Raw genomic sequence first — 16,939 nt, 5'->3', positions numbered from 1 at the left:
GAAAGTTTTCATCAGGCCTGCATTTCGCTGATGCCGGCCAGCTTCAGAGCGGCGGCCAGCTTGTCGACCTGCTGCTGCTCGTTGTCTTTGAGTTGTTGCAATTGCTGACCCAGGGTCGGTGCGCCAAATACCCCACGCAGGCCTTGGGAAACATCGCCGGACTTGATCGACTGACTGCCAAAGGCGTTCAACGAATCGCGCTCTGCACTGCTGTCCTGATTGAACAGGCTCGACAGCGTGCTGGTGCCGAACACACCGCCGTCGCCGCCACCGAAACCGAGGAAACCATGCCCCGAGCCATCGCCTCCGCTGTCACTGCTGGTGAAAACCTGTGCAATGAAACTCGGGGTCAATGCGCCGTGGTTCATGAAGATATCGCCCAACGGCCGGATGCCGTTGCCGATCACCCGTTGTTCGAACAACGGCTGGAAGGTCAATGGTGAAGTGAGGTTGCCCGTCGGAGGCGTGAAAATGGTCGGTTGCAGCGGCACGTTAGGCACATCGGGCAGCGTCACCGGGGTGCTGCTTTGGAACTCGGGGTCTACCGTTACGACGACAACCGACGAGGTCGGCACCGTGTTGATGACAAAGTTGCCGGACTGGCTGACGCCGCTGCCACTGTTGCCGGCCATGTCGCTGATACCGGCGCGGTTGATGCTGATCGCATTGCTGGCGATATTGACGTTGGCGGTCGGCGTCAGCATCGCGGTCCAGGTCTTGCCGCCATCGCTGCTGCGCAGGTCGGACAAGGTGCCGTTGGCAATACTGATGTCGGACAAATCAAAACCGCTGACCGCTTCACTGAAGGTGATGGTCACCTGCGAGGTCTGGCCCACGCCCAGGTTCGGATTGGCGACCACGACGGTGGCGGTCGGCAGTTCGCTGTCGAGGGTGTAATTGTTCGACACCGCGACCGTGTTGCCGGTGTTGCCCACCAGATCGGTGACGTTGCGGGTGTCCAGGGCGATGAAGTTGCTTGGGTCGGTGACATTGGCCGTTGGTGTGAACGTCGCGGTCCAGGTCTTGCCGCCATCGCTGCTGGCGAGATTGCTCAGGTCGCCATTGGTCACGCTCAAATCAGTCAGATCGAAGTTGCTGACGGCCTCGCTGAAGGTGAAGGTTACCGTAGTGGTCTGGCCGATACCGAGGTTCGGGTTGGCAACCACGATGCTCACCGTCGGCCGGGTCGCATCGAGCGCGAAGTTGTTGGAGATGGCGATACTCGCACCGAAGTTGCCGGCAACGTCCTGCACGCGACCGGTGTCGAGCACGATCAGGTTGGTTGCATCGCTGACATTGGCGGTCGGTGTCAGGGTCGCGGTCCAGGTCACGCCGCCATCGCTGCTGCTCAGGTTCGACAGCGTGCCATTGGCAACACTGATGTCCGACAGGTCGAAACCGCTCACCGCTTCGCTGAAGGTGATGGTCACAGTGGTGGTTTCGCCGATGCCGAGCTGCGAGTCGGCAACCACGATGGTCGCGGTGGGCAGTGCGGTGTCGATGGCAAAACCGTTCGAATCGGTGGTGCCCGATCCGATGTTGCCCGACCCATTGGCCACGCCGCTATTGTCGAGCGTAATCAGGTTGCTGGCGTCGGTAACGTTCGAGGTTGGCGTAAAGACCGCTGTCCAGGTGATGCCGCCGTCGCTGCTGCTGACGTTGCTCAATGTACCGTTGACGATGGCCAGGTCGGCGTTGCTGAAACCGCTCACCGCCTCGCTGAAGGTGATGGTCACCAGCGTCGTTTCGCCGGCCTTGAGCGCCGTGTCGGCGATCACAATGCTGGCGGTCGGCACACTGGTTTGCACCAGGTAATTCGCCGAGTTGGTCACCCCGCTCCCGGCGTTGCCTGCCGCGTCGGTGACACCGGTGTTGTCCAGAGTGATGAGGTTGGTGGTGTCGGTGATGCTGGCGGTGGGCGTAAAGGTCGCCGTCCAGGTGACGCCGCCGTCACTGCTGCTCAACCCGCTCAAGCTGCCATTGGCGACGCTCAGATCGGAACTGTCCAGACCACTGACCGCTTCGCTGAAGGTGATGGTCACCAGGGTTGTTTCGCCGGGACGAAGGTCGGTGTCGGCCATGACAATGGTCGCGGTCGGGCGTTGGCTGTCGATCGTGTAGTTGTTCGAGTCCGTGGTGCCGCTGCCGGCGTTGCCCGCCGCATCCTGAACACCGCTGTTATCGAGCTGGATGAGGTTGCTGGTGCCGGTGATAGCAGCCAACGGTGTCAGGGTGGCCGTCCAGGTGATGCCGCCGTCGCTGCTGCTCACCGCGCTCAGGGTGCCATTGGCGATGGTCAGGTCGGCGTTGCTGAAACCACTCACCGCTTCGCTGAAGGTAATGGTCACCAGCGAGGTTTCGCCGACGTTCAGGGCAGTGTCGGCGACCACGATGGTGGCGGTCGGGCGCTGGGTGTCGATGGCGTAGGTGTTGGAATCGGTGGTGCCGCTGCCGGCATTGCCGGAGGCGTTTTGCACGCCGCTGTTGTCCAGGATGATCAGGTTGCTGGCGTCGGTGATGTTGGCGGTGGGCGTAAAGGTCGCCGTCCAGGTGACGCCGCCGTCGCTGCTGCTCACAGCGCTCAAGGTGCCGTTGGCGATGCTCAGGTCAGCGTTGCTGAAGCCGGTCACTGCCTCGCTGAACGTGATGGTCACCACCGTGGTTTCGCCGACGTTCAGGGCGTTGTCGGCGACCACGATGGTGGCTGTCGGCAGTACGGTGTCAATGGTGAAATTGGCGGAATTGGTCGTACCGGTACCGGCGTTGCCGGCCAGGTCGGCGATGCCGCTGTTGTCCAGGATGATCAGGTTGGTCGTGTCGTTGATCGCAACGTTCGGCGTGAACGTCGCAGTCCAGGTGATGCCGCCATCGCTGCTGCTCACCGCGCTCAACGTGCCGTTGGGAACGGACAGGTCGGCGTTGTCGAAACCGCTCACCGCCTCGGAGAAGGTGATGGTTACCAACGAGGTTTCACCGGCACTCAGCGTCGGGTCGGCCAGGACGATGGTGGCCGTCGGGCGAACCGTGTCGATGGCGTAGTTGTTGGAGTCGGTGGTGCCGCTGCCGGTGTTGCCCGACAGGTCGCTGACCCCGGTATTGTCCAGGGTGATCAGGTTGGTCGTGTCGTGGATGCTCGCCGAAGGCGTGAAGGTTGCAGTCCAGGTAATGCCGCCGTCGCTGCTGCTTACCGAGGTCAACGTGCCGTTGGCAATGGTCAGGTCGGCGTTGGTGAAACCGCTGACCGCTTCACTGAAGGTGATCGTCACCAGCGAGGTTTCGCCGATGCTCAGTGCCGTGTCCGTCACCACGATGGTCGCCGTCGGGCGCTGGGTGTCGATGGCGTAGTTGTTGGAATCGGTGGTGCCGCTGCCCGCGTTGCCCGAGGCGTTTTGCACACCGCTGTTGTCCAGGGTGATGACGTTGCTGGTGTCGGTGATGGCGCTGGTCGGGGTGAAGGTCGCGGTCCAGGTGATGCCGCCGTCGCTGCTGCTGACGGAGGTCAAGGTGCCGTTGGCGATGGTCAGGTCGGCATTGGTGAAACCGCTGACGGCTTCGCTGAACGTGATGGTCACCAGCGAGGTTTCGCCAACGTTCAAGGCGTTGTCGGCGACCACGATGGTGGCCGTCGGCAGCACGGTGTCGATGGTGAAGTTGGCGGAAATTGTCGTGCCGGTGCCGGCGTTGCCGGCCAGATCGGTGACGCCGCTGTTGTCCAGGATGATCAGGTTGGTCGTGTCGTTGATCGCAACGTTCGGCGTGAACGTCGCCGTCCAGGTAATGCCGCCGTCGCTGCTGCTCACCGCGCTCAACGTGCCGTTGGGAACGGACAGGTCGGCATTGTCGAATCCGCTCACCGCCTCGGAGAAGGTGATGGTTACCAACGAGGTTTCACCGGCACTCAGCGTCGCGTCGGCCAGCACAATCGTGGCGGTCGGGCGGACCATGTCGATGGCATAGTTGTTGGAGTCGGTAGTGCCGCTGCCGGCGTTGCCCGACAGGTCGCTGACCCCGGTATTGTCCAGGGTGATCAGGTTGGTCGTGTCGTTGATGCTCGCCGAAGGCGTGAAGGTTGCCGTCCAGGTGATGCCGCCGTCGCTGCTGCTCACCGAGGTCAACGTGCCGTTGGCAATGGTCAGGTCGGCGTTGGTGAAACCGCTGACCGCCTCACTGAAGGTGATCGTCACCAATGAGGTTTCGCCAATGCTCAACGCCGAGTCCGTCACCACGATGGTCGCCGTCGGGCGCACGGTGTCGATGGCGTAGTTGTTGGAATCGGTGGTGCCGCTGCCGGCATTGCCCGAGGCGTTTTGCACACCGCTGTTGTCCAGGGTGATGACGTTGCTGGTGTCGGTGATGGCGCTGGTCGGGGTGAAGGTCGCGGTCCAGGTGATGCCGCCGTCGCTGCTGCTGACGGAGGTCAAGGTGCCGTTGGCGATGGTCAGGTCGGCATTGGAGAAACCGCTGACGGCTTCGCTGAAGGTGATGGTCACCAACGACGTTTCACCGATTTTCAACGCATTGTCGGCGACCACGATGGTCGCCGTCGGCAGCACCGTATCGATGGTGTAGTTGCCGGAATTGGTGGTGCCGCTGCCGGTGTTGCCGGCTATGTCGGTCACGCCGGTATTGGCCAGGGTGATGATATTGCTGGCGTCACTTATGCCTGCGGTTGGCGTAAACGTCGCGGTCCAGGTAATCCCGCCGTCGCTGCTGCTGACTACGCTGAGCGTGCCGTTGGCGATGCTCAAGTCACTGTTGTCAAAACCGGTCACCGCCTCGCTGAAGGTGATCGTCACCAGTGAAGTTTCGCCGGCACTCAGGGTCGCGTCCGCCAGGACGATGGTGGCCGTCGGGCGCTGGCTGTCGATGGCGTAGTTGTTGGAGTCGGTGGTGCCGCTGCCGGTGTTACCCGCTGCATCCTGCACACCGCTGTTGTCCAGTGTGACCAGGTTGGTTGCATCAGTGATGCCCGCCGTCGGCGTCAGGGTCGCGGTATAAGTGATGTTATCGCTGGTGCTGAGATTGCTCAGAGTACCGTTGCTCACCGTCAGGTCGGCCGTGGTAAAGCCAGTCACCGCCTCGGAGAACGTGATAGTCACCACCGATGTCTGACCCACCGCCAGTGCCGAGTCAGTCACCACGATGGTCGCCGTTGGACGCACGGTGTCGATGGCGTAGTTGTTGGAATCGGTGGTGCCGCTGCCGGCATTGCCCGAGGCGTTTTGCACACCGCTGTTGTCCAGGGTGATGACGTTGCTGGTGTCAGTGATGGCGCTGGTCGGGGTGAAGGTCGCGGTCCAGGTGATGCCGCCGTCGCTGCTGCTGACGGAGGTCAAGGTGCCGTTGGCAATGGTCAGGTCGGCATTGGTGAAACCGGTCACGGCTTCGCTGAAAGTGATGGTCACCAACGACGTTTCACCGATTTTCAACGCATTGTCGGCGACCACGATGGTGGCTGTCGGCAGCACCGTATCGATGGTGTAGTTGCCGGAACTCGTGGTGCCGCTGCCGGTGTTGCCGGCGATGTCGGCCACACCGGTATTGTTCAGGGTGATGACGTTGCTCGGGTCACTCACGCCGACGGTTGGCGTGAAGGTCGCGGTCCAGGTGATACCGCCGTCACTGCTGCTCACCGCAGTCAGGGTGCCGTTGGCAATGGTCAGGTCGGCGTTGGTGAATCCGCTCACCGCCTCGGAGAACGTGATGGTCACCAGCGAGGTTTCGCCCGCTGCCAGTGTTGTATCCGCCAGCACAATCGTGGCGGTCGGACGCACGGTGTCGATGGCGTAGTTGTTGGAATCAGTGGTGCCGCTGCCGGCGTTGCCCGCCAGATCCGCGATGCCGGTGTTGTCCAGGGTGATCAGGTTGGTCGTGTCATTGATACTCGCGGAAGGTGTGAAGGTCGCCGTCCAGGTGATGCCGCCGTCGCTGCTGCTCACCGCAGACAGGGTGCCGTTGGCGATGGTCAGGTCGGCGTTGGTGAAACCGCTGACCGCTTCACTGAAGGTGATGGTCACCAGCGAGGTTTCACCGATTCTCAGCGCCGTGTCCGCCACCACGATGGTTGCCGTTGGCCGCACGGTGTCGATCGCATAGTTGTTGGAGTCGGTGGTGCCGCTGCCCACGTTACCGGTGCCGGCAGCCTGCACACCGGTGTTGTCCAATGTGATCAGGTTGGTAGCGTCGGTAATGCTGACAGTCGGGGTGAAGGTGGCGATCCAGGTGATGCCGCCATCACTGCTGCTCACCGCGCTCAACGTGCCGTTGGCGATGGTCAGGTCGGCGTTGCTGAAGCCGCTGACCGCTTCGCTGAAAGTGATGGTCACCAACGACGTTTCACCGATTTTCAACGCATTGTCGGCGACCACGATGGTGGCTGTCGGCAGCACCGTATCGATAGTGTAGTTGCCGGAACTCGTGGTGCCGCTGCCGGTGTTGCCGGCGATGTCGGCCACACCGGTATTGTTCAGGGTGATGACGTTGCTCGGGTCACTCACGCCGACGGTTGGCGTGAAGGTCGCGGTCCAGGTGATACCGCCGTCACTGCTGCTCACCGCAGTCAGGGTGCCGTTGGCAATGGTCAGGTCGGCGTTGGTGAATCCGCTCACCGCTTCGCTGAAGGTGATGGTCACCAGCGAAGTTTCACCTGCTGTCAGTGTTGTGTCGGCCAGCACAATCGTGGCGGTCGGACGCACCGTGTCGATCGCATAGTTGTTGGAATCGGTGGTGCCACTGCCGGCGTTGCCCGCCAGATCCGCGATGCCGGTGTTGGCCAGGGTGATCAGGTTGGTCGTGTCATTGATGCTCGCGGAAGGTGTGAAGGTCGCCGTCCAGGTGATGCCGCCGTCGCTGCTGCTCACCGCAGACAGGGTGCCGTTGGCGATGGTCAGGTCGGCGTTGGTGAATCCGCTGACCGCTTCACTGAAGGTGATGGTCACCAGCGAGGTTTCGCCGATTCTCAGCGCATTGTCCGTCACCACGATGGTTGCCGTTGGTCGCACGGTATCGATGGCGTAATTGTTCGAATCAGTGGTGCCGCTACCGGCGTTGCCCGCCACATCGCTGACCCCGGTGTTGTCCAGGGTGATCAGGTTGGTCGTGTCGGTGATGCTGGCGGTGGGGGTAAAAGTCGCGGTCCAGGTGATGCCGCCATCGCCGCTGCTCACCGCTGTCAGAGTCCCGTTGGCAATGGTCAGGTCGGCGTTGGTGAAACCGCTGACCGCTTCACTGAAGGTGATGGTCACCAGCGAGGTTTCGCCGATTCTCAGCGCATTGTCCGCCACCACGATGGTGGCGGTCGGACGAAGCGTATCAATCGCATAGTTGTTCGAATCGGTGGTGCCGCTACCGGCATTGCCCGCCAGATCGCTGACCCCGGTGTTGTTCAGGGTGATCAGGTTGGTCGAGTCGTTGATGCTTGCGGAAGGTGTGAAGGTCGCGGTCCAGGTGATCCCGCCGTCGCTGCTGCTGACCGCGCTCAAGGTGCCGTTGGCAATGCTCAGGTCGGCGTTGGTGAAACCGCTGACCGCTTCACTGAAGGTGATCGTCACCAGCGAGGTTTCGCCGATTTTCAGCGCGTTGTCCGCCACCACGATGGTCGCCGTTGGCCGCACGGTATCGATGGCGTAATTGTTCGAATCGGTGGTGCCGCTGCCGGCGTTGCCCGCCAGGTCACTGACCCCGGTGTTGTCCAGGGTGATCAGGTTGGTCGTGTCGGTGATGCTCGCGCTCGGCGTGAAAGTCCCCGTCCAGGTGATGCCGCCATCGCTGCTGCTCACCGAGGTCAAGGTGCCGTTGGCAATGGTCAGGTCGGCATTGGTGAAACCGCTGACCGCTTCGTTGAAGGTGATGGTCACCAGAGAGGTTTCGCCGACTCTCAGCGCCGTGTCGGTAAACACGATGCTGGCGGTCGGGCGTACGGTGTCGACCGTGTAGTTGTTGGAGTTGGTGGTGCCGACGCCGGCAGTGCCCAGACCGTTTATCACCCCGGTGTTGTCCAGGGTGATGACGTTGGTCGTATCGGAAATACTGGCGGACGGCGTGAACGTTGCTGTCCAGGTGATGCCGCCATCACTACTGCTTACCGCGGTCAAGGTGCCGTTGGCGATGGTCAGATCGGCATTGGTGAAACCGGTCACCGCTTCACTGAAGGTGATCGTCACCAGCGAGGTTTCGCCGATTTTCAGTGCATTGTCCGACACCACAATGGTCGCGGTCGGTGGCGGTGCATAGGCGGTGTTGAGTGTGCCGCCATCGTTGTAGATTGTCGCTACGGAGGTTGGCGAGGTGCCGGTGGTCCCACCACCCAGGGCAACGCCACCGGAACCGCTCGCCGCAGCATTACCCGCCAGGGCCGCAAAGTTGGCGGCCGTGATCAGCAGCGTGCCTTTGTTCCAGACCGCACCGACGCCCCTGCCGCCCGCGCCGCCATTGGAGGCATTGCTGCCCTGGCCACCACCACCACCGCCGCCACCGCCGGCACCAATGTTGTTGGTGATGGTCGACGTACCAATGATGGTCATGGTGCCGCTGCTGGCGTTGTAGATCCCGCCCACCGCATTGCCACCGGCGCCACCCACCTTGTCCCAACCGGCTCCGCCGCCACCACCGCCAATGGAAATCGTGCCATTGGTGGCCGTCGCACCGTTACCGCCGTTGCTGTAATAGGAAACGCCTACGCCGCCAGCCCCGCCAGTGGTGGTACCGCCGCGACCGCCCATGTGGGTGGCGTCATAACCGCCGCCGTAACCCCCGGCACCGCCGCCGCCCGCCTGGCCGCCCAATGTGCCGGTACCCGGCCCTGCCGAACCGCCATGCCCGCCGCCCTGGCCGCCCAAACCGCCGCCACCGCCCCCACCACCGCCGTAAAAAGCGCCGGTGACACCGCCGCCGCCACCGCCACCAGAAGCGGCGTTGGAGGTCACGGTAACGTTGTTCAGGGTCAGAATCCCTGCGTTGAAAATCCCCCCGGCCATCGCGCCCGAGGCACCGTAGCCACCGTTGCCGCCCGTACCCGACACCAGGCCACGGGTGATCACCAGGCCATCGAGGGTCACGGTGCTGCCGGACGCCACTTCAATCACTCGAGTCCTGTACTGGCCGTCAAGAATCACGTCGGCCGCACCGTCGTTGTTCAAGTCGCCATCAACGGTGATGTTCTTGTTGATCAGCAACTCGGACGTCAACTGCACCGTCATGCTGCTGTTGAAGGTGACGATATCGCCGTTCTGCGCCGAGGCCAGCGCTGCGCGCAACGAACCGACTCCGGTGTTGGCGTTGTTGGTGGCGGTCCAGGTGGCCAGGCCCCACTGATAGTCGCTCATGGCCATGGTCGAGAGGACGTTGGCGCTCTCGATGTTGCCGGTGGCGATTTCCAGATCCCAGTCACCGCCAATACCCGTGCGGTTGTTCGAAGCCGCTACATCGCGGCCGGTCATTTGCGCCAGCGAATCGACGAAACTCAGGCCACGCTCGCCTTCGGCGGTGTAGCAGCCGTAGATCAGGATGTCGCCGCCGGCGTTGATGTCCTTGCCGATTTCCGCCAGCACCGCGCTGCGGGCGGCGACGTTGTCGGCCGACAGATAGCTGTTGCCCAGCCACAGGTCGCCGGCGTTACCGTGGGCGATGATCTGCACCGAGCTGATGCCCTGATGCTGATCCAGGTATTGGGCAATCTGTTGCAGCCCATCCTTGCCCGCGTCCAGTTTCACGACCTGGGTCCCGGGGGCGACGCCTGTAAGCAGGCTGTCGGCATCTTTCACCCGGGAGTCGACGAACACCACGCTCTGCCCCGGCACCGCAACGGGACTGGCCGCCGGCGTGGCATCGGCCTGGCCGTGGGTATCCTTGCTCGCCGTCGGGCGCTCGGCGGTCGGCGCCTTGGCGGCATCGGCTGTGGAATGGCTGTCGGCCTGGGCGGCGGTATCGGCCACTGTGGCGGCGACGGCACCGTCGAACAGCATGCGCGGTTCCAGGGACATGATCATGGGCGCCGCTGGCGTCCGCTGGCCTTCGGTTACCCGCGACTTTGCCTTTGCTCCGCCAAAAATGCTCCACCACATGCTGCTCACCCGAATTCGAACGAATGTACGTAACGCATCAATGAAAAACGCCGCGATCAAATGTTCGCGGCGTCGGACTTCATACGAATGACGTTGGCGGCGCTGGCAGAGCCATCGAGCCAAAAGGACAAATCTGAGTATTGCTTGAACAGATCCGGCGGCAGAATGGTGCGCCGGGCCTGTACGGCAACCTTGGGTCTGACCTTGTGCAGGCCGGTTACCCCGAGGGCCTGGTCGAATTCCGGGGCGTCGTACGCCAGGTGCTCAAAGTCGTGCTCGAACCAGGGCTCGTCGATAAAGTCATAGACCAGCCGCAACACCCGCTCCGGTGCCTGGGTCAGCAGGTCATAGTCGATGATCAGCAAGGAGTCGGCGTGTTCGCCGTAATAGGCTTCCTTGAGCGCCGCCCAGGCAAAACCCACCAGGCGATTGCGTTGGGCCAGGGTTTCGCAACGGCTGTAGACGGTGTTGCGCTCGACGGCATCGCCGAAGAGCTTGGTGTTTTCATAGGGATTGGCGCGGTAAAGACGCTCGATGCTGTCCATGATCCAGGCGACATTGCGCACACAGGCAATCACCTTGGCCTTGGGAAACAGATCGTTGATGGCCGGCAGCTTGGCGCTCCAAAGGCGATTGGTGTCGAACACCACCGGTTTGTCGGCCTTGTCGGCGTAGAAGGAATCAAACAGACCGCGCAACAGGCGGCGGCGCATGTCGATGTCGATCACCGCGCCGAACTCGCTGCCAGCGCTGCACTGGTCCAGAACACCGGAAAACAGGGAACCCACGGGGCTGGTCATTCCGGCATGGAAACGCGGGTTCTGCAAAAGAATGGCAGAAAGTAGCGTCGAGCCTGAGCGTGGCAAACCGGAAATAAAGTGGAACTGGTGCAATTCCTTCACCATGGCATTAAGTCCTTTTTGTAGGACAAAGCGTAGTCGATCGCTGAAGTTTCGACTAGTGGTGTTTTGATATCAATTTGAAGCTAAACCAGCTTGATACAGAGCTTTGCGCAACCCATGCGTCCATCGGGCAAACACAGCCTCGCCACGACACCCATAATCTGCGTCTACGCTGTGGCGTGGCGTGACCGAGCCACGTAAAGGAAAAGGAGTCGACACCCCAGTGTCTGGCAGCCGCGTGGCGCGCCAACCACCAACCTGAAGGATGAGGATTCATGGAAGTATTTATCGGCACTATCCAGCCTTTCGCCTTTGATTTCGCCCCCCAGAACTGGGCCCTTTGCAATGGCCAGACGTTAAGCATTTCGCAATGGAGTGCATTGTTCTCGCTGATTGGCGTGAACTACGGCGGCAACGGCCAGACCACCTTCATGCTACCCAACCTGCAAGGTCGATTACCGATGGCCCAAGGCACCGGCACCAATCTCAGCACGCGCACCATTGGCGAGATTTCCGGCACCGAAAACGTCACCGCGACCATCGCCAACATGCCCAACCACACCCACCAGATGTCCGGACTGACCGCCACCACGACCCTGCAACTGGCCAACCCTGCGAGCAATCCCGTGAACGTGCCAACGGCAACCAACTCGTTCATCGGCGCTTCAAGTGGCGGACCGGGGACGGCGAATATCTATTCGGATCAACAAGGAGCAACGGCAGTGGCACTCCAGGGCGTGAGCACCACCGTCACCGGTGAGATTGCCTCCACTGGCGGGACCCAGCCCATGAGCGTGATGAACCCGTTCCTGGTCATCAACTTCAGCATCGCTCTGCAAGGGTATTTTCCATCGCGTGGCTGAGGGTTCGCCGGGGGCCGCGCGCCCCCGGCACTGTTCACTTTTCGGAGCCTGATCATGTTGCAAGCGGTTCAAAGCCATCATTTCCAGACCCTGCTGGGTCAGACCGTCGCCCTACGCCTGCCCGACGGCAGCGAATTGTCGGTGCAGATCGAACACCTTGAGGACTCACCCCGCGCCCGCATGCGCAACAGTGAGCGCATGCCATTCAGTGTCGAGCTCAACAGCCTGGTCCCGACCGATTTTGTGGACGGGTTATGCACGCTGCAATTGCCGGAACTGGGCAAAGTGGAAAACATTTTCGTTTCCCGGGTGCCGTCGATGGGACGTGATCCGCAGCGAGGCTACTTCTACATCGCCTTCAACTGACCCTATTCTGGCTCGCAGTGCCTTCAGCCTTGCGGATACCACACCAGTCGTTTTGCCGCGACGTTGTATTCCTGCACGGCAAAGCCCAGGGCCAGGTAATGCCCAAGCGCATGGGGATTGCTGGCCCAGACCACCGTCGCCACCGGGCAACGAATCTGTTGGGCGGCTTTCTGCACCCCCTGCAGTACCGCCCGCCCATACCCCTGCCCCCGCGCCGCCGGGATAAAGGCCAGATACAGCACGCGGATCTCGTTCGCCCCGAAATCAGTGCTCAACGCGCCGATCGCAGTGCCAAGCTTCTCAACCACGTAATGCATCGCATTGGGGAAGTTTTCACCCAGACCTTGCTCCTGCACCTGGAACTGCTGGGCCACAACCTGCTCGACCACCTCCACGCTGTCGTCGATCCATTGCAGGTCCGGTCGGGCCGATTGATACAGGCGCTGCAAAAAAGGCCCGTCACTGGCTAGCGAAGGCCGTACCACCAAGCCTTCGGCTGCCACAGCACTGTTGTTCGCCATCGTCGCTCTCCTTAAAAACCGCTTTCCCTGACCCCCAGCGCCGCCATGCGCCGCCAGGCGACCCCCAATAACGACTCGCCGCTGCCCTGCAACACTGCCACGCCACGCAATGGCTGCACCGGCGTCGGCGCCGGTTCGAGGGTCATCAACCGCGCACCGTACTGCGCCTGTACCGGCTCGGCCCGTTGATACTGATCGCGGCGCACGGCAATCGGCCCGTGGTGATCGGACGTCAGCGCCTCCTGATCGACAAACGCCGCACCATTGGTATCGATTTCGCTCAACTGCACGGCAATCGCCGGGTGCATCGGATCGTCCGCGATAAACCGTCCGGTAGCACCCGGTGCCACGCGCCAGAGCTCTGCCTCGGCCAGATAGCCGCGCAAGCGCACACCCCGCTCGACAACCCGGGCCAGCGGCTCCCGGGTCGACAGCCAGCGCCCCACCGCCCATTGCGGCAGCAGGTCACGCACGGTGCCGGCATGGGGCGCGCGCAATAGCAAACGCTCGCGCTGAGCCGCCAGCCCCCGGTATTCCGCGACCGCTTCGGCCAGGCGCTGCTCGACGATCCCGGCATCGGAAGCCGTTTCGCTGCGGCCGGCCTGACGACGCATCTGCAACTGCTGAATCTCGATCTCCCGGCGCGCGATGGCCTGGCGCGAATCGAGATCCGGAGACTCCAGTTCGATCAGGACATCGCCCTGCGCCACCGCCTGCCCGTCATAGACATTCACAGCCTTGATCCGTGCTGCCACTGGCGCATGCAAGGTGCTGACCCGTCCCGCTTCGAGCATGGCCGGCACCTCGACGGCACTGCGCCACGGCAGGATGAGCAGCAGCAACAGCCCGAACACCACCAGGCTGCTGAGCAGCACCCGCGGCCCATGCGCCTGCTCGCGGCGGCTCCACCACTGGCGCCATTCACTCATGATGGGCAGAAAGATGAACCACACCAGTTCCACCAGCATCAGGAAGATCCCCAACACCTTGAAGAACAGGTGGTAGACCGCCAGAGCGATCCCGAAAAACAATGCCGCGCGCCATAACCACGAGCCATACCCCCAGATCAGCAAACGCCGTTGCATCGTCGGCGACCAAGGCTCCGGCGCCGTGGCACCGTAGCCGAACAAAAACTCGCGAAGGCGCCAACGGCACAAGGCAAACGCCCGGCCTTGCAGGTTATCGACCTGCCAGAAATCGCTGAGCAAAAAATAACCGTCAAAGCGCATGAACGGGTTGAGGTTGACCACCAACGTCGTGATCCACGTAGCACTGGCGAGCATGAACGCCGCGGTGCGAGCCGGCCCGTCGGGCAGCAACGACCACGCCAGCAAGGCCATGCACGCCAACAGCAACTCGGCCAGCACACCGCCCGCGCCAATCAGCAACCGGGCCTTGCGATCATTGACCCGCCAGGCATCGCTGACATCGGTATAGAACATCGGCAGCAGCACCATGAACGCCACGCCCATGCTCTGAACCCGGCACCCGGCGCGCTTGGCCATGAACGCATGACCGAATTCGTGGCAGAGCTTGGCGAAGAACAGGGCCACGCCAAACGCCAATGCTCCGCCAAGGCTGAACAAATGCGGAAAGGTCGCGATAAACCGCTGCCAGTCCCGCGACACCAGAAACACCCCCAACCCCAGCACAGCGGGCAATCCGTAGCGCAGCGCCCGCGGGCCAAAGCGCTCCAGCCATGGCCAGGCACGGTTGAGAAAACGCTCGGGACGCCACAGCGGAATACGAAAAAACAGGTATTGATGCAGCAGCTGCTGCCACAGACTCTGGTGCTGGGCAGCCGCTTTAAGGCTGTAACTGGCTCGCTGCTGGGGATCGAGGGCGGTAATCAGGTCGTGGCCGCGCAAGAACACCAGCAACTGCTCAAGATCTGCAGCGTCCAGCGCCAGTCCCGGCTCGCGATTGGCCGCTTGCAGGACTTGCTCGGGCTCACCCAGTGACCAGTGGCGCAACAATCGCATGGCCGTGGTACCGAGCTTGAAGTAACGCCCCCGCACCGGGTCGGCCAGCGTCCAGCAGGGCGCGCCGTCCAGTGCCGGCGCTGCCGGGGATAATTGCAGGTCGGCACGCAGGCCGGGCAGGCTCATTTACAGGCCCACGCTCTGACGCAAACCGGCCAGGGGTCGACGCAGCAGGTACAACGCCAGCGGCGCCCGGTCACCGAAGATTTTCGCCGTGCCGCGCAAACCGATGCGCGGGGGTACCGCGTCGAAAATCGCATCCAGGCGATAGGCCAATTGCCCGCCCGCCGTGGGCTGCGCTTCATAAGCCGAACGTTCGAGCCTGGCCAGATGCCGTTGCAGCGGGTCACTGTCGAGGAACAAGGCGACCTCGGCACCGGGCTCCAGGGAAATCGCATCGCCCACGGCCAGTTCGATACGCAATTGCGCCTGAGCCGGATCGGCGATTTCCATCAACCGCTCGCCCGTCTGCACGGGCTTGCCGGTCCAGCGCTCGGCATCGGCAAATACCGCGATGCCATCGCGCTCGGCGCGCACTTCGCTGCGTTTGAGCAGCTCACGGGCGTAGTCACGCTCGGCGCGTTTCTGTTCGACCCGGGCGGCCAGCAAATCCAGTTTCGAGCTGGACTCGGCATCGGCGAACGAGCGCTGGGAGTTGGCCTTGAGTTCCGCCTCGGCAACCCCGAGGGCGCGTCCGGCGACATCGGCCTGAGCCTTGAGCGTGGTGCTTTCGAAGCGCAGCAACAGGTCGCCGGCCTTCACCGTCTGGTTGGGTTTGACCAGGAATTCGGCTATCACACCGTCCAGCGGCGCCGCCACCACCCGACCACCGAGCGGCACCACTTCGGCTGGCGCCAAAACGGATTGGCGCACCGGGATCAACAGCCCGAGCAATAGCATTGCCACCAGCAATGCCTGGCGTTTGCGCGTCCAGCGCAGGCGCCACGGCTTGCGCGGTTGCAACGCCTGCCAGGCGTGGCTGTAGGTATCGCCCAATTGCGACAGCAGCACTTGTTCGCCAGGGTTCCACGGAACATCCCGGGCCAGCCACAATCCGCCGAACACTGCGCCCTGGCGATCGATCAGCGGTAGCCAGAACACCTGCGCAGCCGACAGGCTTTGCCATTCCATCTGCAGCGATTCGCTGAGGAGGTCGGCGGCAATGACCCGCGCTTGCTGCAACTGCTCGCCTTTGAACAATTGCGCCACCGCCTGCTCGACGAACGCGACAAACGGCGAATTCGGTTCCACCGCGCTGACACCGGTCACGGCCTGCACCTTCCCGGCGATCAACAGGGCCGCATGGCGAAAGCCAAACAGTGCCTGGCCATCATTGACCAGGCTGTAGGCCAATTGGGCGGGCGTTCGGGCTGCGCGGGTCTGGCGCTCCAGATCAAGAAAACGTGCGAACACCTGTTCGGCACCGCCGCTCACCGGCGCGTTCACTTGAACTCCGCGAAATGCGCTGTGCCGCTCATGCCCGCCAGCAACCCACTGGCATCGGGCACGCTGGCCACCAGCAGCAAGGTCTGACTGCCTTCATCGATTCGCGCGCCCAGGCGCTTGACCGTCGCGTCCAACGGCTTGCCGGTTTCATCGGGAACAAAACTGAAGGTCTGGCCGGGCTTGAGTCGGGCCATCCAGCGCGAGGGCACCAGCAGGTGGATTTCCAGGGTGCGATTATCGACCACGTCCAGCAATGGCGCGCCGGCAGGAACGCTTTCATAGCGCTGTACCTTGCGCTCGACGACCTGGCCATCGAACGGCGCCAGCACGCTGCAACGCTTGACCTGCACTTGATACACCTGGGACTGCGCCTGGGTTTCGCTGACCTTGGCCTCGGCACGTGCCACTTCGAAACGCCCGACCGAATTCAGCGCGGCCAGTTGCCGGTTGTGCGCCAGTTCTTCACCTGCGCCACGGCTGGCCGCTTGAGCGGCATTGAGCTGCGCCTGATAGGCCGAGCAATCGAACCGCGCCAGAGTATCGCCCTTCTTGAACGACTCCCCCTCGCTGAATGGCAATTCGACAATCCGCCCGGGCACCTCACTGGCCAGTACAGCCTGGTCCCTGGCGCGCAATACACCACGGGCCTCGGTGCTGGTCGCAGCACTGGCGCCTGCATCCATTTGTGCAAGCGGATCGTCTACCCCAGGCGTTTGCGCCTGGGCAACGCTCGCGACAAGGACCCATCCCAACCCCAACACACAGAAAATCCGCATGACCGCACTCCCTTTCGGATCC

The 16,939-nt window shown here is 62.6% G+C and carries 8 protein-coding genes; 2 read left to right on the top strand and 6 right to left on the bottom strand.

The annotated features are described in order from the left end of the window. Window positions 1-11: 11 nt before the first annotated feature. The gene (locus KW838_RS22565; RefSeq protein WP_218503650.1) at window positions 12-10,061 is read right to left on the bottom strand and encodes an Ig-like domain-containing protein; all 10,050 of its coding nucleotides are present in this window, start codon (window positions 10,059-10,061) and stop codon (window positions 12-14) included. Between the two features lie 56 nt (window positions 10,062-10,117). Continuing rightward, window positions 10,118-10,963 carry a sulfotransferase gene (locus KW838_RS22560; RefSeq protein WP_102702434.1) on the bottom strand — a complete coding sequence of 282 codons (846 nt, stop codon included), beginning with the start codon at window positions 10,961-10,963 and terminating at the stop codon, window positions 10,118-10,120. A gap of 275 nt (window positions 10,964-11,238) precedes the next feature. On the opposite strand from KW838_RS22560, the gene KW838_RS22555 reads away from it, so the two are divergent. Further along, a complete protein-coding gene (locus KW838_RS22555) occupies window positions 11,239-11,826 on the top strand; it encodes a phage tail protein (RefSeq protein WP_218503649.1) in 588 nt (195 codons plus the stop codon). A gap of 54 nt (window positions 11,827-11,880) precedes the next feature. After that, the gene (locus tag KW838_RS22550; RefSeq protein ID WP_102702420.1) at window positions 11,881-12,192 is read left to right on the top strand and encodes a hypothetical protein; all 312 of its coding nucleotides are present in this window, start codon (window positions 11,881-11,883) and stop codon (window positions 12,190-12,192) included. Window positions 12,193-12,215: 23 nt separating this feature from the next. On the opposite strand, the gene KW838_RS22545 is transcribed toward KW838_RS22550, so the two are convergent. The 4 genes from KW838_RS22545 to KW838_RS22530 are packed head-to-tail and all read right to left on the bottom strand — an operon-like array spanning window position 12,216 to window position 16,917. Then, entirely contained in the window at window positions 12,216-12,713 is a 498-nt protein-coding gene (locus KW838_RS22545; protein WP_218503648.1) for an N-acetyltransferase, read from the bottom strand. Between the two features lie 11 nt (window positions 12,714-12,724). After that, window positions 12,725-14,821 (bottom strand): biotin/lipoyl-binding protein, encoded by a 2,097-nt coding sequence (locus KW838_RS22540; RefSeq protein WP_218503647.1) that lies wholly within the window; start codon window positions 14,819-14,821, stop codon window positions 12,725-12,727. Further along, window positions 14,822-16,141, bottom strand: coding sequence for an HlyD family efflux transporter periplasmic adaptor subunit (locus KW838_RS22535; protein ID WP_218503646.1), 1,320 nt, complete (start codon window positions 16,139-16,141; stop codon window positions 14,822-14,824). Beyond that, window positions 16,138-16,917 (bottom strand): efflux RND transporter periplasmic adaptor subunit, encoded by a 780-nt coding sequence (locus KW838_RS22530; RefSeq protein ID WP_218503645.1) that lies wholly within the window; start codon window positions 16,915-16,917, stop codon window positions 16,138-16,140. The genes KW838_RS22535 and KW838_RS22530 overlap by 4 nt, the downstream gene beginning before the upstream one ends. Between the last annotated feature and the right edge of the window lie 22 nt (window positions 16,918-16,939).

The organism is Pseudomonas sp. PDM27 (assembly GCF_019219205.1).
Classification (GTDB): Bacteria; Pseudomonadota; Gammaproteobacteria; order Pseudomonadales; family Pseudomonadaceae; genus Aquipseudomonas; species Aquipseudomonas laurylsulfatiphila.
This window is presented reverse-complemented; position numbering and strand designations above follow the sequence as displayed.